Raw genomic sequence first — 19,847 nt, 5'->3', positions numbered from 1 at the left:
GTAGTGGTGAGGAGATATGAACTATTCAGTAGTTATTCCTGCTGCAGGCCAAGGGAAACGAATGAAGGCAGGCAAGAATAAACAGTTTCTGCAATTATCTAATATTCCCTTAATTATTCATACTCTTCTTGTATTTGAAAAAGATCCATGGTGTAAAGAGGTCATTTTAGTCACTAATAACGAAGAGAAAGAAATGATGATGAATTTAATCAAAGATCATGCTCTTCAAAAAGTTAATGACTTTGTTATAGGTGGATCGGAAAGACAGTTTAGTGTAGCTAATGGACTAGGCTCTATAAATGATGACACGATCGTTCTCATTCATGATGGGGCCAGACCATTTATCGAGCAATCGAAAATTCATGAGTTAGTTCTATGTGCAAAAGACACGGGAGCAGCTGTTCTAGCTGTTCCTGTAAAAGATACGATAAAAAAAGTAACTGAAAGCAAAGTCGAAGAAACGATGGAGCGTTCAAGCTTGTGGGCTGTTCAAACCCCACAAGCTTTTCGTCTGTCACTTATAAAAAAAGCACATGAACTAGCGAAAAAACAGTCTTTCCTAGGAACAGATGATGCAAGTTTAGTTGAAAATATGAATGAACCTGTTGCAATTGTTGAAGGCGATTATTTAAATATGAAGTTAACAACACCGGAAGATCTATTATTTGCAGAAGCAATTCTTGCGAGTCGAAAGGGGAAACAATAATGATAAGAGTTGGACAAGGCTTTGATGTTCATCAATTAGTAGAGGGACGGCCACTTATTATTGGTGGAATTGAAATTGACTATGAAAAAGGCTTACTCGGACATTCAGATGCAGATGTTTTGTTACATACAATTGCTGATGCTGCTTTAGGAGCAATCGGTGAGGGGGATATTGGAAGACACTTTCCTGATACAGACCCTGAATTTAAAGATGCCGATTCAGCGAAGTTGCTTGAACATGTCTGGGGCATTGTAAAAATGAAGGGTTATTCACTGGGAAATATTGATTGTACGATTATTGCCCAACAGCCAAAAATGGCGCCGCACATTTCGCGAATGAAAGAACGAATTGCCCAACTACTAGAAGGTAGTGTAGACCAAGTAAATGTAAAAGCAACGACAACAGAAAAACTTGGATTTACTGGTAGAGGAGAAGGGATTGCAGCCCAGGCAGTCATTTTACTAACGAAGACAGAGAATAAATAATATAGAAAAGGTTATGTAAGTCTCTTTTTTTCAAAGATTGTTACTTTGTGCTATTAGCCTGTTTTCTTAAAATGCTTGACCGCGTAGCGTGATTTCGTAATAATATGTTACAGAATAACTATGCGAAACGAAAGAATGGGAAGGTGTCATTATGTCAAATGAAGTACGAGTACGTTTTGCCCCAAGTCCTACAGGACATTTACATATTGGAGGAGCAAGGTCTGCTCTTTTTAACTATTTATACGCTAGAAACCAAGGCGGCAAGTTTATTTTACGTATAGAAGATACAGATCAAGCTAGAAACGTTGAAAATGCTCAAGAAAAGTTATTAGAGAGCTTAAAGTGGCTCCAGATCGATTGGGATGAAAGTGTTGATATTGGTGGTGAATACGGCCCATATAGCTGTATGGAAAGATTGGATATTTATAAAAAATATATCCAACAGTTAATTGATGAAAAGAAAGCATATTATTGTTATATGACTGAAGAAGAGCTTGAAGCGGAACGTGAAGCTCAAATTGCTCGTGGGGAAAATCCTAAATATAGTGGACGAGATCGTGATCTATCAGAAGAGCAAAGAAAATCATATGAAGAAAAGGGCTTAAAACCAGTCGTTCGTTTCCGTGTACAAGAAGGAAAGACATATGTAATTGATGATGCTGTTCGTGGTGAAGTTCGTTTTGAGTCAGAAGGCATCGGTGACTTTGTCATTGCGCGAAATGACGGGATACCAATGTATAACTTTGCGGTAGTCATTGATGATCATTTAATGAAAATTACTCATATTATTAGAGGAGAAGAGCATCTATCTAATACACCACGTCAAGCTATGCTATATGAAGCATTCGGCTGGGAATTACCGAAGTTTGCTCATGCTTCACTCATCTTAAACCCTGACCGTCAGAAAATGAGTAAACGTGACGAATCGATCATCCAATTTGTTGAGCAATACCGTGATTTAGGATATCTTCCAGAAGCGATCGTTAATTTCCTTGCTCTATTAGGTTGGTCACCTGTAGGAGAAGAAGAAGTGTTTACTAAAGAGCAGTTAATTGAGCAGTTTAGCCTAGAAAGAGTAGCGAAAGCTCCAGCTGTGTTTGATACAGATAAGTTGGCATGGATGAACAATCAGTATATGAAAGAAGCCGAATTAGATCGTGTCGTCGAACTAGCATTGCCACATTTAATTCGTGCTGGAAGATTACCAGAAAATCTGTCGTCTGATCAAACGGAATGGGCTAAGCGCCTGATTGGACTATATCAGGAACAGATGTCTTACGGAGCAGAAATCGTTGAGCTTACAGAGTTGTTTTTCAAATCAGAAATCGATTATAATGAAGAGGCAAGAACAATTTTAGCTGAAGAGCAGGTTCCTGAAGTATTACAACAATTTATTAATGAACTAGAAGAAATTGAAGTATATACTGCTGAATTTATTAATAAGGCAACAAAAGCGACACAAAAAGCAACAGGTCATAAAGGTAAAAAGTTATTTATGCCAATTCGTGTAGCGACAACAGGACAAACGCACGGACGTGATTTACCAGATACTTTAGAATTACTTGGCAAAGAATTAGTCATTCAACGTCTTAAGCAAGCATTACAATTTTAACTAAAATAAGTTAAAACGAAGACAAGGTAGAGTAGGAACAGAGCTGTCTTTTCAGAGAGAACCACCATGGCTGAAAGTGGTTTAAGATGAGTCGTTCTGAAGTTGCGCCTTCGAGTCTCTTATTGAAATTATAGTAGGTAAGAGCGGTTACGCCGTTATCGTAGTAGAGGAGAAGCAATAAACAATACATTGCTTAAACAGAGTGGAACCGCGCTAAAAGCGTCTCTGTGCAAATGCACAAAGACGCTTTTTTCTATGCGCTAGAACAATTCAGTCAACAAGGCGATGGGGGAGGAAAGTATGAGAAAGGTGTTTCAAACATTAAAAAATGATATTGATGTTGTTTTTGAACAGGATCCAGCAGCGAGAAGTCGTCTAGAAGTTATTTTTACTTATTCAGGTGTGCACGCAATATGGTCTCATCGACTGGCGCATTGGTTTTGGAAAAGGAAAATGTATTTCTTTGCACGTTCAATTTCACAAATAAGTCGTTTCTTTACTGGAATTGAGATCCATCCAGGAGCTAAAATAGGTCAGCGTCTATTTATTGACCATGGAATGGGAGTAGTTATTGGGGAAACATGTGAAATTGGTGATAATGTAACTATATATCAAGGTGTAACTTTAGGTGGAACTGGTAAAGAAAAAGGTAAGCGACACCCAACACTTGAAGATAATGTACTTATTGCTTCAGGCGCAAAGATTTTAGGATCATTTACAATAGGAGAAAATGCGAGAATTGGAGCAGGTTCTGTTGTATTAAAAGAGGTCCCTAAAAATTCTACGGTCGTTGGTATACCAGGCAAAGTAGTGCTTCAAGATGGGGTGAAAGTAAAGGGGAATTTAGATCATCACAATTTACCGGATCCAATCTCCGATAAGTTTCGTGAGTTAGAAGATCAGATTGACGCACTTCGAACTGAAATTGAATATTATAAGCGAAAACAGGTAATAGAAAAAGAATAGGATCAGGAGCTGATTAGTTCAATGACAATTACTTTATATAACACACTGACACGAAAAAAGGAAAAATTTGTGCCGATTGAAGAGGGGAAAGTAAAAATGTATGTTTGTGGTCCAACAGTCTACAATTACATTCATATCGGAAACGCAAGGCCAGCGATTGTCTTTGATGTTGTTCGCCGTTACTTTCAATATCGTGGATTTGAAGTTTCATTTATTTCAAACTTTACAGATGTAGATGACAAACTAATTCGTGCTGCCAAAGAATTAGGAGAAGATGTTCCAACCATTGCAGAAAGATTTATTCATGCCTACCATGAGGATACATGTGCATTAGGGGTAGAAAAAGCAGATCACCATCCAAGAGTGACAGAGACGATCCCAGAAATTATTGATTTTATTTCTGCTTTAATTGATAAAGGTTATGCCTACGAAGTTAATGGCGATGTCTATTACCGAACTAGAAAATTTGATGGCTACGGAAAGCTTTCTGATCAATCGATTGGAGATCTTCAATCAGGTGCTCGTATTGAGGTAGATCTTGGGAAAGAAGATCCGTTAGACTTTGCCCTCTGGAAAGCAGAAAAAGCTGATGAAATTTCTTGGGAGAGTCCGTGGGGTAAAGGTAGACCAGGTTGGCATATTGAATGTTCAGCGATGGTAAAAAAATATTTAGGAGATACGATTGATATTCATGCAGGTGGGCAAGATTTAACTTTCCCTCACCATGAAAATGAAATTGCACAATCAGAGGCATTAACTGGAAAAACAATGGCAAATTATTGGATTCATAATGGATATATTAAGATTGATAACGAAAAAATGTCGAAATCACTCGGAAACTTTGTTCTTGTACATGACATCATTCAACAACATTCGCCAGATGTCGTAAGGTTTTTTATGTTACTTGCCCACTACAGAAGTCCAATTAATTTTAGCAGTGAATTGTTAGAAAGTGCCAAGAACGGTCTGGAGCGCCTTCAAACGACAGTTGAAAACCTCAAACATCGTTTATCCGAAAGTGCAGACTTAGGAAAGGAAACTGAAACTTGGCTTGAAAAAGTCAATAGCTTTAAAGACCGTTTCATTAAAGAAATGGATGATGATTTTAACACAGCAAATGCCATCTCTGTATTGTTTGATCTTGCAAAAGAAGCGAATGTTTATTTACGTGAAGAACAAACGTCTAAGAATGTTTTAGAAGCTTTCCATAAGCATTTAACTGAATTAGGTTCAGTATTAGGGATCAAACTAGAAGTACAACAGGAATTACTAGATGAGGAAATTGAACAGTTGATTGAAGATCGTACAAATGCTCGAAAAAATCGTGATTTTGCCTTAGCAGATCAAATTAGAGATGACTTAAAAGCAAAAGGAATAATTCTTGAAGATACTCCACAAGGCGTTCGTTGGAAGAGGTCATAATTCAATGAAAATTAGTGATCATAGAATTGATGCTAAACAGTTAAATGCATTAGCACTAGCGTACATGGGTGATGCAATCTTAGACACCTATGTGCGCTACCATTTAATTGCAATTGGAAAAACAAGACCTAATAAGCTCCATCATGAAGCAACTCGTTATGTTTCAGCTAAGGCACAAGCTAAAGTAATTGGCGCGTTACTAGAAGAAAACTTTTTTACAGAAGAAGAACAGAGTGTCGTTATGAGAGGTCGTAATGCTAAATCAGGAACCATTCCTAAAAATACAGACCATAACACGTATCGATACAGTACTGCGTTCGAAGCGCTACTCGGATATCATTACCTATTAGAAAATCAAAGTCGGCTAGATGAAATCATTCAAAGGATGTTTCTTTTAATAGAAAGAGAGGGCTAGTTCGGTCATGAGTAAAGAAGTAGAATTCATTATGGGAAAAAATCCAGTTATAGAAGCACTTAAAGCAGCACACCCGATCAACAAAATTTGGATTGGTGAGGGTACTCAAAAGGGACAAGTTTCCAAGGTGCTTCAACTTGCTAAAGAAAACGGAGTTATCGTCCAACACGTGCCTAAACGAAAGCTTGAACAGCTTGTTGATTCACCTAATCATCAAGGTGTAGTTGCTTCAATTGCAGCTTATCAATATGCAGAAATGAGTGATTTATTCGCTCGCGCAAGAGAACGGAATGAAGAACCCTTTTTCTTAGTTCTCGATGAAGTGGAAGATCCACATAATTTAGGTTCCATCCTAAGGACAGCCGATGCGGCAGGAGCCCATGGTGTTATCATTCCAAAGCGGAGAGCTGTAGGGTTAACTCAAGCGGTTGCTAAAGCATCAACGGGGGCTATTCAGCATGTACCTGTTGTACGAGTAACCAACATAGCTCGGACCATGGATGAACTAAAGAAAGAGGGCTTATGGTTTGCGGGTACTGATGCCCAAGGAACAGAAGATTATAGGCAAGCAAATTTTAATATGTCGATAGGTCTAGTAATCGGAAGTGAAGGTAAAGGAATCAGTCGCCTTATAAAAGAAAAATGTGATTTTCTCGTACAGATACCAATGGTTGGTCAAGTAACGTCCTTAAACGCTTCTGTAGCGGCAAGTCTTTTAATGTATGAGGTTTACCGTCAGCGTAGTCCAATAGGCAGGGGCTAAAATGAAAGATATATTATTAGTTGATGGCTATAACATCATTGGGGCATGGCCAGAGCTAAGGGTATTAAAAAAGAAAGATTTAAACCTAGCTAGGGATCATTTAATTGAAAAAATGGCAGAGTATCAAGCCTATACAGGGATTAAAGTTATGCTTGTGTTTGATGCCCATATGGTACCTGGTGTCGGAAAAAAGTATAAAAACCATCGTATTCAAGTGATTTACACTCGTGAAAATGAAACAGCAGATGAGAGGATAGAAAAGCTGGTAAGGGAATTAAAGAACGTAGTAACACGTATTTATGTAGCAACCTCCGACTTCACCGAACAGTCTGTCATCTTCGGAAGTGGCGCCCTAAGGAAGTCTGCGCGTGAACTTCTTGTTGAATTAGAAACGGCTGAAAAAGGAATTAAAAAGGCTGTCGAACATAGTCGAAAACCAGCATCTTCGACAAAAATCTCGCTTTCAAAGGAAATGGCTGAAATTTTTGAAAAATGGCGTCGAGGCGGCTCTTGAGTGGTTGACGCTTCCAAAAAAGGTACTATATAATAATTTTATATCTAAACATCAGTCATGGTCGGAGGGATTTTTGTGAGCATTCAACTCAAGGAGACGGTAAACCCTAATATAGGACAAACTGAAGATGAATTACTAGTGGAGAAGGTTAGAGAGGGAGATAGTGCAGCATTAGAGTATTTAATTAATAAGTATAAGAACTTTGTTCGTGCAAAGGCGAGGTCTTACTTTTTAATTGGTGCTGATCACGAAGACATTGTACAGGAAGGCATGATAGGTCTATATAAAGCAATACGTGACTACAAAGAGGACAAGCTCTCTTCTTTTAAAGCATTTGCTGAATTGTGTATTACGAGACAAATTATTACAGCTATTAAAACAGCAACCCGTCAAAAACATATTCCGCTTAACTCGTATGTTTCCCTTGATAAACCATTATATGATGAAGAATCAGACCGAACGCTCCTTGATGTCATTTGCGGGACACGAGTGACTGACCCAGAAGAATTGCTCATAAACCAAGAAGAGTTTGATGATATTGAACTTAAAATGGGTGAAATTCTAAGTGAATTGGAACGAAAAGTCCTTATGTTGTATTTGGATGGTAGGTCATACCAGGAAATATCAGCTGACTTAAATCGCCATGTTAAATCGATAGATAATGCACTGCAAAGAGTAAAGAGAAAATTAGAACGATACGTAGAGTTGAAAGGCATTAGTTTATAGTAGAAAACAGGATACATAAGGTTGACTTATTTTATGTGACAAGCCTCTTAAACCATGGCTAGTAACAAGAGTTAACCTTATGTTTATTTTTTTATTTATATGTACATAATGGAAATGGACACCAAATGCTTTGTTGACACTAAAAAGCCGTTATGATAGAGTTTAAAAGAATGTAAGCATTTCTTAATTGTTTTTTTCGGAGGTACTCGATGCGGAAAAAAGCTGTACTAGCCTGTTCAGAATGTAAATCAAGAAATTATACAACAGAAAAGAGTATGCAAGATCAAGCGATCCGCATTGAAATGAAGAAGTTTTGTAAAATTTGCAAAACCCACACACTTCACCAAGAAACAAAATAAAAAGATAGCGGTCTTTTTTATTAAATAAATGGTTGCTTACTCAATGATGGGTGCTGGAGGTGTCATGATTGGCTGACCGTGAGAAAAAAAGCATTTTTAAGTTTTTACGTGAAGTAATGGCTGAATTGAAGCGAGTAACTTGGCCGACACGCAAAGAGTTGACACGTTATACGTTAGTCGTACTCGGAACAGTTGCTTTTATTTCAGTCTTTTTTGCAATAGTTGACCTAGGGATTTCAAGTTTACTCCGTTTAATACTAGGCTAAAAGTTGAACGAGTTAGTCTTGGAGTTTATCCATAGAGGAGGGAAGGACAAGTATAGTCCTAAGATGTATGGAGAAAAACTGGTATGTAGTTCACACTTATTCTGGCTATGAAAACAAAGTGAAAACCAATCTTGAAATGCGAGTAGAAACAATGGATATGACAGATAAAATTTTCCGTGTTCTTGTTCCAGTTGAAGAAGAAACTGAGATTAAGAACGGAAAAAGCAGATCTGTTACAAAGAAAGTATTCCCTGGTTATGTACTCGTTGAAATGGTTATGACTGATGATTCTTGGTATGTTGTACGAAACACTCCTGGAGTTACTGGGTTTGTAGGATCAGCGGGTGCTGGTTCTAAACCGACAGCTTTATTACCAGAAGAAGTAGAAGGTATATTGAAACAAATGGGCGTAGACGAGCCTAAAGCTGATATTGACTTTGAGATTAAAGAGTCAGTAAGAGTTATTGAAGGACCTTTCGCTAACTTTATTGGAACAATTGAAGAAATTCAAGCTGATAAGAGGAAAGTTAAGGTTCACGTCAACATGTTCGGTCGCGAAACTCCAGTTGAGTTAGAGTTTACTCAAGTTGAAAAAGTAATCTGACCGTAAGCCCTTAATGAGTCAGGGGCTTTAATTTTTCTGTAGCGTCGTCAAAGCTGGTGCTTGCGCTTTCTTTGTCTGGCTGCAGGTGTTTTTACTGATAAGTGAATTTCTTATAATCGCTAACTGGATATAAATAGTTTTTAAAAGAACTTGATATCTCAGTTTTAAAGTGATAATATTGTTTTGTTTGATATGAGTATTCAAAATTGAGATACTCATTCAATGAGTGGGAGGGTAAAAAAACCCGGTTACCACATCACGGACTAAGGAGGTGTGTCGCGTGGCTAAAAAGGTTATTAAAATGGTTAAGTTACAAATCCCAGCAGGGAAAGCAAACCCAGCACCACCAGTTGGACCTGCATTAGGACAAGCTGGAGTAAACATTATGGGCTTCTGTAAAGAATTCAATGCTCGTACTTCTGATCAAGCTGGTTTAATCATTCCGGTTGAAATTACGGTGTTTGAAGACCGTTCTTTTACATTTATCACTAAAACTCCACCTGCTGCAGTTCTTCTTAAGAAAGCAGCTGGAATTGAGTCAGGTTCTGGTGAACCAAACCGTACTAAAGTCGCAACTGTTAAGCGTGACAAGGTACGTGAAATCGCTGAGCAAAAAATGCCTGATCTAAACGCAGCTGATGTTGAAGCAGCAATGCGTATGGTTGAAGGAACAGCGAGAAGCATGGGAATCGTTATTGAAGACTAATGTTTTGTGCTTGAGGTTGCGATTAGGAGGAATCCTTACCTAACAGTATGTTAGGTTCGCAACCTTTATTAGTGGGAGGTACTACCGATAAAACCACAAACGAGGAGGAAAAGAAAGTGGCTAAACATGGAAAAAAATATCAAGAAGCTACGAAGTTAATCGATCGTGATCAAGTTTATTCTGCTGAAGAAGCAATTGAGCTTGTAAAAAAAGCATCTACTGCTAAGTTTGATGAAACAGTTGAAGTTGCTGTTCGCCTTGGCGTAGACCCTAAGAAAGCAGATCAACAAATCCGTGGAGCAGTTGTACTACCAAATGGTACAGGTAAAACTCAACGTGTATTAGTATTTGCTAAAGGTGAAAAAGCGAAAGAAGCAGAAGCAGCTGGCGCTGATTATGTTGGAGACGAAGACTACATTAACAAAATCAACCAAGGTTGGTTTGACTTTGATGTAATCGTTGCTACTCCTGACATGATGGGTCAAGTTGGTAAACTTGGTCGTGTATTAGGACCAAAAGGTTTAATGCCAAACCCTAAAACAGGAACAGTAACTTTCGAAGTTGAAAAAGCTGTTAATGAAATTAAGGCTGGTAAAGTAGAGTACCGTGTAGATAAAGCTGGAAATATCCACTGCCCAATTGGTAAAGTTTCTTTTGAAACAAATAAACTAGTTGAGAACTTAACTACAATTGTAGATACTCTAGTTAAAGTTAAACCTGCTGCAGCAAAAGGTACTTACATGAAGAACATTGCTGTTGCATCAACAATGGGTCCTGGTGTTAAAGTTAACGTAGGTTCTATTGCAAAATAAATTGTTGACAATAGTCGATTAGTAGAGTATACTTCTAAAAGTGTTCTATTAATCCATAAAGTTAATAGCTAACCATACCGTAGACAGTAGGTGCGTTAATCGCTTAATTCCCTACCGAGGTTGTCATTTATGTTATATCTATGACTAACATGACCTCCGTATGTCTACATGCGGAGGTTTTTATATTGGCTTCTGAACGGTATGAAAGAACCATAGGAGGTGTAAGAATGAGCGTACTTGCAAAAAAACAAGAGGTCGTAACTGAAATTGCTACTAAACTTCGTGATAGCAAATCAACAATAGTTGTTGACTATCGTGGACTAAATGTATCTGAAGTTACAGAACTTCGTAAACAACTTCGTGAAGCAGGCGTAGAGTTCAAAGTATATAAAAATACGATGGCGCGTCGTGCGACAGCTGAAGTAGAACTAACTGAGTTAGATGCACAACTAGTTGGACCAACAGCTATCGCTTTTGGTAATGAGGATGTTGTGGCGCCTGCAAAAATTATCAATGAGTTCGCAAAGAAACATGAAGCTCTTGAAATTAAAGCTGGTGTAATCGAAGGTCGTATTGCGACTGTTGAAGAAGTTAAAGCTTTAGCGGAACTTCCATCTCGCGAAGGTTTACTTTCTATGTTGCTTAGCGTACTTCAAGCTCCTGTTCGTAACTTCGCATTGGCTACAAAAGCTGTTGCGGATCAAAAAGAAGAACAAGGTGCATAATTGTTTCAGTAATTTAAGTTTCGGATAAAATATTAAAGATCTGATTAGGAGGATTTATCATGAGTAAAGAACAAATCTTAGAAGCAATCAAAGAAATGACTGTATTAGAATTAAATGACTTAGTAAAAGCAATCGAGGAAGAGTTTGGCGTAACTGCAGCTGCTCCTGTAGCTGTTATGGGTGGCGCTGCTGCTGGCGACGCTGCAGCTGAGCAAACAGAGTTTGACGTTATCCTTACAAGTGCTGGCGGATCTAAAATCAACGTTATCAAAGTTGTTCGTGAAATCACTGGTCTTGGCTTAAAAGAAGCTAAAGCTATGGTAGATGGCGCTCCAGCTCCAATTAAAGAAGGCGTTTCTAAAGATGAAGCTGAAGAAATGAAAGCTAAACTTGAAGACGCTGGTGCTTCTGTAGAAGTTAAGTAATTATTAAAAAACAGACTGGGTGAGGCTTAGCCGCACCCAGTTTTTTTCGTTTTTTATGACTACGAGTGTTCTTTTTTAGACCATAATTAGAGTAGGCTCTATTTTATAAAAAATGGAGATATAAAATAAAGAAGTTCTTATGAAATGTGGGGTTGTTAAGATGACCAATCATTATTATTCCGAGACTCCGAGTGTAGAAAGCAATAGAAATCGTTTTACTTTTGAGCTAAGAGGAAACGCATTACGTTTTATTTCGGATGCGGGGGTATTTTCGAAGAAGGAGATTGATTTTGGAAGTCGACTATTAATAGATGTCTTTCAATTTCCTAATGTTGAAGGTGACATTTTAGACATGGGTTGTGGGTACGGTCCAATTGGTTTAGCTTTAGCAAAAGAAAATAAGGATCTAACTGTCTACATGGCAGATATTAATGAACGGGCCGTACAGCTTTCGAAAGAAAATGCCGCTGAAAATAAAATTAGTAATGTTGAGATCTTCCAAAGTGATCTTTTTGATGCGTTTGAGAAGAATGACTTCGCTGCGATTTTAACAAATCCACCTATTCGTGCAGGGAAGGACACAGTACATCAAATCTATGAACAAGCTTACGCAAAGTTAATTTCGGGTGGGCAGTTATGGATTGTTATTCAGAAAAAGCAGGGTGCGCCATCTACCATTGAAAAGTTGAAGACGTTGTTTGATGCAGTTGAAGTTGTTGAAAAGAAAAAGGGTTATTTTATAATTCGTGCAGAAAAAAATTGACTATAACTATCAGTTGTGTTATTGTTATTTAATGCGTATAACTGCCAATTTTCAGACACATTTTCCAAAGTAAATCAAGAGAAATTTACTGTATAAAATGGAGAAGGTTGGTTATACTTATATAATCGTCGTAATGGTAGGAATTAGTTGTGATAGGATTATTATCCAACTACTCTTATAGTTCAATGGATTTGATTCATTGTACGAAGAACATTATAATAAGCGAGATTTGAGGGGTGAATCAGTTGACAGGTCAACTAGTTCAGTATGGACGCCACCGCCAACGAAGAAGCTATGCGAGAATTAAAGAAGTATTGGAATTACCAAACTTAATTGAGATTCAAACTGCTTCTTATCAATGGTTTCTTGATGAGGGTTTGCGAGAAATGTTTCAAGACATCTCACCGATTCAGGATTTTACAGGGAATCTAGTCTTAGAGTTTATTGACTACAGTTTAGGAGAACCAAAATATCCAGTAGATGAATCAAAAGAACGAGATGTTACATATGCTGCTCCTTTGCGTGTGAAGGTTCGTTTAATTAACAAGGAAACTGGTGAAGTAAAAGAGCAAGAAGTTTTTATGGGTGATTTCCCGCTAATGACAGAAACAGGTACGTTCGTAATTAATGGTGCGGAACGTGTTATTGTTTCTCAGCTTGTTCGTTCGCCAAGTGTTTATTATAGCGAAAAAATAGATAAAAACGGTAAGAAAGGATTTACTGCAACTGTTATCCCTAACCGTGGAGCGTGGTTAGAGCTTGAAACAGATGCCAAAGATATTGTGTATGTGAGAATAGATCGTACTAGGAAGATACCTGTTACGGTTCTTTTGCGTGCATTAGGTTTTGGATCTGATCAAGAGATCATTGATCTTTTAGGAGAAGATGAGTATCTACGTAATACGCTAGAAAAAGATAACACTGATGGCACGGAAAAAGCACTATTAGAAATTTATGAGCGTTTACGTCCAGGTGAACCACCGACTGTAGATAATGCGAAAAGCTTATTAGAGTCAAGGTTCTTCGATCCAAAGCGTTATGATCTAGCAAGTGTAGGTCGTTACAAAATTAACAAAAAGCTGCATATTAAAAACCGTTTATTCAATCAACGTTTAGCAGAAGCGCTTGTTGATCCAGAAACAGGGGAAATAATTGCAGACGCAGGAACAATGCTTGATCGTCGTACTCTAGATCGTATTATTCCGTATTTAGAGAACAATGTCGGCTTTAAGCAAGTTGGACTTTCTGGTGGAGTGGTTGAAGAGGGTGACGTACAACTTCAGTCAATCAAGATTTACTCTCCAGATGATCAAGAAAACGAACAGATTATTAAAGTAATTGGTAATGGTATGGTTGAACAAAGTGTGAAACACATTACACCAGCTGATATCATTGCATCTATTAACTATTTCTTTAACCTATTACATAGCGTTGGGGATACAGATGATATCGATCACTTAGGTAACCGTCGTTTAAGATCTGTAGGTGAGTTATTACAAAATCAATTCCGTATTGGTCTCTCAAGAATGGAGAGAGTAGTGCGTGAGCGTATGTCAATTCAGGACCCGAATATGATAACGCCACAAGCGTTAATTAATATCCGCCCTGTTATTGCTTCAATTAAAGAGTTCTTTGGTAGTTCACAGCTATCACAGTTCATGGATCAAACGAATCCATTAGCTGAACTAACACATAAACGTCGTTTATCTGCTTTAGGACCTGGTGGTTTAACACGTGAACGTGCAGGGTTTGAGGTTCGTGACGTTCACTACTCTCACTATGGCCGTATGTGTCCGATTGAAACACCAGAGGGACCGAACATCGGGTTAATTAACTCATTATCGAGTTATGCAAAGGTTAACGAGTTTGGATTTATGGAAACTCCATACCGCCGTGTTGATCCTGAAACTGGTAAAGTAACAGCGCAAATTGATTACTTAACAGCGGATGAAGAAGATAACTACATTGTAGCGCAAGCAAACATGAAGCTTGGTGATGATGGATCATTCCTAGATGAAAACATTATCTCTCGTTTTAAAGGGGAGAACATCGTTGTTTCTCGTGACCGTGTTGACTACATGGATGTATCGCCAAAACAAGTTGTATCTGCGGCGACTTCATGTATTCCGTTCTTAGAAAACGATGACTCAAACCGTGCACTTATGGGTGCAAACATGCAACGACAAGCCGTTCCATTACTTCGTCCTGAATCTCCGATTGTAGGTACAGGTATGGAGCACGTGTCTGCAAAGGATTCTGGGGCTGCAATCGTAGCAAAGCACCGCGGAATTGTTGAACGTGTAACAGCTCGTGAAGTTTGGGTTCGTCGTTTAGAAGAAATCGATGGAAAAGAAATCAAAGGTGACTTAGATAAATATCGCCTTCAAAAGTTTGTAAGATCTAACCAAGGAACTTGCTATAACCAAGTGCCAATTGTCGCAGAAGGAAATATCGTTGAAAAACGTGAGATCGTTGCAGATGGACCTTCTATGGAATTAGGTGAGATGGCCTTAGGTCGTAATGTGATGGTCGCATTCATGACTTGGGAAGGTTATAACTATGAGGATGCGATTATTTTAAGTGAGCGTTTAGTTAAAGACGATGTTTATACATCTGTTCATATTGAAGAATATGAGTCTGAAGCTCGTGATACGAAGCTTGGACCAGAAGAGATTACTCGTGATATTCCTAACGTTGGGGAAGATGCATTGAAAAACCTTGACGAGCGTGGAATTATTCGTGTAGGGGCTGAGGTAAAAGACGGTGATATTCTCGTTGGTAAAGTAACTCCTAAAGGGGTAACGGAACTAACTGCCGAAGAAAGACTTTTACATGCAATCTTTGGTGAAAAAGCTCGAGAGGTACGTGATACTTCATTACGTGCACCACATGGTGGAGATGGAATTGTCTTGGATGTTAAAATCTTCAACCGTGAAGATGGAGACGAATTACCACCAGGTGTTAACCAGTTAGTAAGGGTCTATATTGTTCAAAAACGTAAAATTCATGAAGGTGACAAGATGGCGGGACGCCATGGTAACAAAGGGGTTATCTCAAGAATTTTACCAGAGGAAGATATGCCTTACTTACCAGATGGTACGCCAGTTGATATCATGTTAAACCCTCTAGGGGTACCTTCTCGTATGAACATCGGACAAGTGCTTGAACTTCACATAGGTATGGCAGCACGCTACTTAGGAATTCATGTTGCATCTCCAGTATTTGATGGAGCAAGTGAAGAAGATGTTTGGGAAACTCTTGAAGAAGCTGGTATGGCACGAGATGGTAAGACAACACTATTTGATGGACGTACAGGCGAACCATTAGATAACCGTGTTTCAGTTGGAATCATGTATATGATCAAACTTGCTCACATGGTTGATGATAAACTACATGCTCGTTCTACTGGACCATACTCACTAGTAACACAACAACCACTAGGTGGTAAAGCACAATTTGGTGGACAGCGTTTTGGTGAGATGGAGGTTTGGGCACTAGAAGCATACGGTGCAGCTTATACTTTACAGGAAATCTTAACTGTTAAGTCTGATGACGTAGTTGGACGTGTTAAGACGTATGAAGCGATCGTAAAAGGTGAAAATGTCCCAGAACCAGGAGTACCAGAATCATTCAAAGTATTAATAAAAGAGCTTCAAAGTTTAGGTATGGACGTTAAGATGTTATCTAGTAACGAAGAGGAAATTGAGATGCGTGAGCTAGATGATGAAGACGAACAAGCAAATGAGAAGCTTAATTTAAATATTGAAACGACAGAATCTAATGGCTAAATAGATTAGAGGCATTAAGAGGATAACTCTTTTGGATGAAGCAAACAGCGTTGTTCATTAGAGTTGTTCTCACCATATCAACCTTAAAAACCTTAAGATGGAAAGGGAGGTTGGCCCCTTGATAGATGTAAATAACTTTGAGTTTATGAAGATTGGTCTCGCTTCGCCAAATAAGATCCGTTCTTGGTCTCGTGGGGAAGTTAAAAAACCTGAAACAATTAATTATCGTACACTCAAACCTGAAAAAGACGGCCTATTTTGTGAAAGAATTTTCGGTCCAACAAAAGACTGGGAATGTCATTGTGGTAAATATAAACGTGTACGCTACAAAGGTGTTGTTTGTGACCGTTGTGGTGTTGAAGTTACTCGTGCGAAAGTTCGCCGTGAGAGAATGGGCCATATTGAACTAGCGGCACCTGTATCTCATATTTGGTATTTTAAAGGGATTCCTAGTCGAATGGGGCTTGTCCTTGACATGTCTCCACGATCTCTAGAAGAAGTTATTTATTTTGCTTCTTATGTTGTTACAGAACCAGGAGATACTCCATTAGAGAAGAAACAGCTTCTTTCAGAAAAAGAATATCGTACATATCGTGATAAATATGGACGTTCATTCACTGCTCAAATGGGAGCAGAAGCAATTAAGAAGCTTCTTGCTGATATTGACTTAGATAAAGAAGTAGACGCTCTTAAAGAAGAGCTTGCTACTGCTCAAGGTCAACGTAGAACGAGAGCAATTAAACGTCTTGAGGTTCTTGAGGCGTTCAGGCATTCAGGTAATGAGCCATCATGGATGATCCTTGATGTACTTCCTGTTATCCCGCCAGAATTACGCCCGATGGTTCAATTAGATGGTGGACGTTTTGCGACATCAGACTTAAATGATCTTTATCGTCGTGTAATTAACCGTAATAATCGTTTAAAGCGTCTTTTAGATCTTGGTGCACCGAATATCATTGTACAAAATGAAAAACGTATGCTACAAGAAGCTGTTGATGCACTAATTGATAATGGCCGTAGAGGTCGTCCTGTTACAGGACCAGGTAACCGTCCTTTGAAATCACTTTCACATATGTTAAAAGGGAAGCAAGGACGTTTTCGTCAAAATCTATTAGGAAAACGTGTTGATTATTCAGGACGTTCCGTTATCGTTGTAGGTCCAAACTTAAAGATGTACCAGTGTGGACTTCCTAAAGAAATGGCTCTAGAGTTATTTAAGCCATTTGTTATGAAAGAATTAGTTAGTAAAGGCTTAGCGCATAACATAAAGAGTGCAAAACGTAAGGTAGAGCGTATTCAACCAGAGGTATGGGATGTTCTAGAAGAGGTTATTAGAGAGCATCCAGTTCTATTAAACCGTGCGCCTACACTTCATAGACTAGGTATTCAGGCGTTTGAACCTACTCTTGTTGAAGGTCGTGCGATTAAACTACATCCACTAGTTTGTACGGCTTATAATGCGGACTTTGATGGAGACCAAATGGCTGTTCACGTGCCGTTATCAGCTGAGGCTCAAGCTGAAGCTAGACTACTGATGTTAGCAGCACAAAACATTCTTAACCCTAAGGATGGTAAACCAGTAGTTACTCCTTCCCAAGATATGGTTTTAGGAAACTACTACCTTACATTAGAGCGTGAGGGAGCAAAGGGTGAAGGTTCAATCTTTAAAGACCCTAATGAAGCATTAATTGCTTACCAAAACGGTTACGTACATTTACACAGTCGTATTGCAATTCCAGTTGCGTCATTAAATAAAACGACGTTCTCAGAAGAGCAATATAGTATGTTGCTGCTAACGACAGTTGGGAAAATTATCTTTAATGAAATTCTTCCAGAGTCGTTCCCATATGTAAATGAACCAACTGCGAAAAATCTCGAAGAAGCTTTACCAGAAAAGTATATGGCTCCAATGACAACAAATGTAAAAGAAGTATTTGCAGAGCGTGACATTGTAGCACCTTTTAAGAAAGGTTTCTTAGGGAATATCATTGCTCAAGTATTTAAGCAGTTTAAGATTACAGAAACATCAAAAATGCTTGACCGAATGAAAGATCTAGGTTTTAGATATTCAACCAAGGCAGGTATTACAGTTGGTGTAGCTGATATCGTTGTATTAGCTGAGAAGAAAGAAATCTTAGCAAAAGCTGAAGAAAAGGTAGACCGTGTAATTAAGCAATTCCGTCGTGGTTTAATTACAGAAGAAGAAAGATACGATCGAGTTATCTCAATTTGGAGTGAAGCGAAAGATGTCATTCAAGAAAAACTAATGAAATCTTTAGATAAGCTTAACCCAATCTTCATGATGAGTGACTCTGGTGCCCGTGGTAACGCATCTAACTTCACACAGTTAGCAGGTATGCGTGGGCTAATGGCTAACCCGTCAGGTCGTATCATCGAGTTACCGATTAAATCAAGTTTCCGTGAAGGTTTAACGGTTTTAGAGTACTTCATCTCTACACATGGTGCTCGTAAAGGTCTTGCCGATACAGCATTAAAAACAGCTGACTCAGGTTATCTAACCCGACGTTTAGTTGATGTTGCACAAGATGTTATTGTACGTGAAGATGATTGTGGAACAGACCGTGGTCTTGTTGTTGGTGCAATCAAAGAAGGAACAGAAGTTATTGAGAACTTATATGATCGCCTTGTAGGGCGTTTCTCGTTCCAATCTATACGTAACCCTGAAACTGGTGGAGTTCTTATCAATAAAAATGAGTTAATTGATGAAGATATCGCGAAAGCCATTGTTGATTCAGGTGTTGAAAATGTTATAATCCGTTCTGTATTTACATGTGATACTCGACATGGAGTTTGTAAAAAATGTTACGGACGTAACTTGGCAACGGGTAGCGATGTTGAAGTCGGCGAAGCAGTCGGTATCATTGCTGCGCAATCAATTGGTGAGCCAGGAACACAGCTTACGATGCGTACCTTCCATACAGGTGGGGTAGCAGGGGACGATATCACTCAAGGTCTTCCGCGTATCCAGGAATTGTTTGAAGCTCGTAACCCTAAAGGTCAAGCGGTTATTTCTGAAATTGAAGGAACGGTTGTTTCTGTCAATGATGCTTCAGATAAACGAGAAGTTGTTGTTCAGGGTGAAATGGAAACTAGAAATTACGCAATTCCTTATGGTGCAAGAATTAAGGTTGTAGAAGGAGATCAATTAGTTCCAGGACAAAGTATCACAGAAGGTTCAATTGACCCTAAGGAGCTTTTACACGTAAAAGGTGTAAAGGGTGTTCAAGAATACTTGCTTCGTGAAGTGCAAAAGGTTTACCGTATGCAAGGGGTAGAAATTGGTGATAAACACGTAGAAGTAATGGTTCGTCAGATGTTAAGAAAAATTAGAGTTGTAGATAACGGTGAAACGGCTGTTCTACCAGGAGCTCTAATTGATATTCACCAATTTAATGATGAAAACGAAAAAGTACTTCTTGAAGGAGAGCGACCTGCAACTGGACGCCCTGTGTTACTAGGTATTACCAAAGCATCATTAGAAACAGAATCGTTCCTATCAGCAGCATCATTCCAAGAGACAACAAGAGTATTAACCGATGCAGCAATCAAAGGTAAGAGAGATGAGTTATTAGGTCTTAAGGAAAATGTAATTATTGGTAAACTAGTACCAGCAGGAACTGGTATGACGCGTTATCGCAACCTTAAAATCATTTCTGAACACGATAAACAAGAAGAAATAGACCACCTAGAACCAATGGAAGAAGTTGCAACTCAAGAATAAATTATAAATCTGGTTGACATCGTAATTTGAGAGTGATATTATATCGTA

Annotated in this window: 19 protein-coding genes and 2 other annotated features; all 19 genes read left to right on the top strand. The window is 38.6% G+C overall.

The features are described from left to right. The first annotated feature begins 16 nt into the window (after nucleotides 1–16). The 19 genes from ispD (at nucleotide 17) to rpoC (ending at nucleotide 19,799) form a co-directional block, all read left to right on the top strand. Entirely contained in the window at nucleotides 17–706 is a 690-nt protein-coding gene (gene ispD, locus GKP30_RS19320) for a 2-C-methyl-D-erythritol 4-phosphate cytidylyltransferase (protein ID WP_216831106.1), read from the top strand. Further along, nucleotides 706–1,191, top strand: coding sequence for a 2-C-methyl-D-erythritol 2,4-cyclodiphosphate synthase (gene ispF / locus GKP30_RS19315; RefSeq protein WP_216831105.1), 486 nt, complete (start codon nucleotides 706–708; stop codon nucleotides 1,189–1,191). Before ispD ends, ispF begins: the two co-directional genes overlap by 1 nt. A gap of 151 nt (nucleotides 1,192–1,342) precedes the next feature. Further along, the gene (gene gltX / locus GKP30_RS19310) at nucleotides 1,343–2,803 is read left to right on the top strand and encodes a glutamate--tRNA ligase (protein ID WP_216831104.1); all 1,461 of its coding nucleotides are present in this window, start codon (nucleotides 1,343–1,345) and stop codon (nucleotides 2,801–2,803) included. A 9-nt stretch (nucleotides 2,804–2,812) separates the two neighbouring features. Then, nucleotides 2,813–3,033, top strand: a binding site (T-box leader). 79 nt (nucleotides 3,034–3,112) lie between these two features. Beyond that, complete coding sequence (gene cysE / locus GKP30_RS19305; RefSeq protein WP_216831114.1) at nucleotides 3,113–3,769, top strand: serine O-acetyltransferase; 657 nt, start codon at nucleotides 3,113–3,115, stop codon at nucleotides 3,767–3,769. A 21-nt stretch (nucleotides 3,770–3,790) separates the two neighbouring features. Next, a complete protein-coding gene (cysS, locus tag GKP30_RS19300) occupies nucleotides 3,791–5,191 on the top strand; it encodes a cysteine--tRNA ligase (RefSeq protein WP_216831103.1) in 1,401 nt (466 codons plus the stop codon). A gap of 4 nt (nucleotides 5,192–5,195) precedes the next feature. Then, nucleotides 5,196–5,606, top strand: a complete 411-nt coding sequence (locus GKP30_RS19295) for a Mini-ribonuclease 3 (protein ID WP_216831102.1) — start codon at nucleotides 5,196–5,198, stop codon at nucleotides 5,604–5,606. 7 nt (nucleotides 5,607–5,613) lie between these two features. After that, on the top strand, nucleotides 5,614–6,369 hold the full coding sequence (gene rlmB, locus GKP30_RS19290) for a 23S rRNA (guanosine(2251)-2'-O)-methyltransferase RlmB (RefSeq protein ID WP_216831101.1): 756 nt from the start codon (nucleotides 5,614–5,616) through the stop codon (nucleotides 6,367–6,369). 1 nt (nucleotide 6,370) lies between these two features. Further along, entirely contained in the window at nucleotides 6,371–6,883 is a 513-nt protein-coding gene (locus GKP30_RS19285; RefSeq protein WP_216831100.1) for an NYN domain-containing protein, read from the top strand. A gap of 75 nt (nucleotides 6,884–6,958) precedes the next feature. Beyond that, the gene (gene sigH / locus GKP30_RS19280) at nucleotides 6,959–7,609 is read left to right on the top strand and encodes an RNA polymerase sporulation sigma factor SigH (RefSeq protein WP_328703184.1); all 651 of its coding nucleotides are present in this window, start codon (nucleotides 6,959–6,961) and stop codon (nucleotides 7,607–7,609) included. 209 nt (nucleotides 7,610–7,818) lie between these two features. Continuing rightward, entirely contained in the window at nucleotides 7,819–7,968 is a 150-nt protein-coding gene (gene rpmG / locus GKP30_RS19275; protein WP_216831098.1) for a 50S ribosomal protein L33, read from the top strand. 68 nt (nucleotides 7,969–8,036) lie between these two features. Then, the gene (gene secE / locus GKP30_RS19270) at nucleotides 8,037–8,234 is read left to right on the top strand and encodes a preprotein translocase subunit SecE (protein ID WP_216831097.1); all 198 of its coding nucleotides are present in this window, start codon (nucleotides 8,037–8,039) and stop codon (nucleotides 8,232–8,234) included. Nucleotides 8,235–8,301: 67 nt separating this feature from the next. After that, nucleotides 8,302–8,838, top strand: a complete 537-nt coding sequence (gene nusG / locus GKP30_RS19265) for a transcription termination/antitermination protein NusG (RefSeq protein WP_216831096.1) — start codon at nucleotides 8,302–8,304, stop codon at nucleotides 8,836–8,838. A gap of 280 nt (nucleotides 8,839–9,118) precedes the next feature. Then, nucleotides 9,119–9,544 carry a 50S ribosomal protein L11 gene (gene rplK, locus GKP30_RS19260; protein WP_139313924.1) on the top strand — a complete coding sequence of 142 codons (426 nt, stop codon included), beginning with the start codon at nucleotides 9,119–9,121 and terminating at the stop codon, nucleotides 9,542–9,544. 71 nt (nucleotides 9,545–9,615) lie between these two features. Next, nucleotides 9,616–10,356, top strand: coding sequence for a 50S ribosomal protein L1 (gene rplA / locus GKP30_RS19255; protein WP_328703185.1), 741 nt, complete (start codon nucleotides 9,616–9,618; stop codon nucleotides 10,354–10,356). 59 nt (nucleotides 10,357–10,415) lie between these two features. Next, nucleotides 10,416–10,548: a sequence feature (ribosomal protein L10 leader region), on the top strand. 35 nt (nucleotides 10,549–10,583) lie between these two features. Beyond that, nucleotides 10,584–11,081, top strand: a complete 498-nt coding sequence (rplJ, locus tag GKP30_RS19250) for a 50S ribosomal protein L10 (protein ID WP_216831094.1) — start codon at nucleotides 10,584–10,586, stop codon at nucleotides 11,079–11,081. A 59-nt stretch (nucleotides 11,082–11,140) separates the two neighbouring features. Beyond that, on the top strand, nucleotides 11,141–11,506 hold the full coding sequence (gene rplL / locus GKP30_RS19245; RefSeq protein WP_216831093.1) for a 50S ribosomal protein L7/L12: 366 nt from the start codon (nucleotides 11,141–11,143) through the stop codon (nucleotides 11,504–11,506). A gap of 160 nt (nucleotides 11,507–11,666) precedes the next feature. Next, nucleotides 11,667–12,269, top strand: a complete 603-nt coding sequence (locus GKP30_RS19240) for a class I SAM-dependent methyltransferase (protein ID WP_216831092.1) — start codon at nucleotides 11,667–11,669, stop codon at nucleotides 12,267–12,269. Nucleotides 12,270–12,514: 245 nt separating this feature from the next. Further along, nucleotides 12,515–16,057 carry a DNA-directed RNA polymerase subunit beta gene (gene rpoB, locus GKP30_RS19235; protein WP_216831091.1) on the top strand — a complete coding sequence of 1,181 codons (3,543 nt, stop codon included), beginning with the start codon at nucleotides 12,515–12,517 and terminating at the stop codon, nucleotides 16,055–16,057. 118 nt (nucleotides 16,058–16,175) lie between these two features. Then, complete coding sequence (gene rpoC, locus GKP30_RS19230; RefSeq protein ID WP_216831090.1) at nucleotides 16,176–19,799, top strand: DNA-directed RNA polymerase subunit beta'; 3,624 nt, start codon at nucleotides 16,176–16,178, stop codon at nucleotides 19,797–19,799. Nucleotides 19,800–19,847: the final 48 nt, after the last annotated feature.

This window comes from Alkalihalobacterium elongatum, assembly GCF_019024285.1.
Classification (GTDB): domain Bacteria; phylum Bacillota; class Bacilli; order Bacillales; family Bacillaceae_F; genus Alkalihalobacterium; species Alkalihalobacterium elongatum.
Note: the sequence above shows the minus strand (reverse complement) of the source record. Positions and strands in the feature narration are given on the sequence as shown.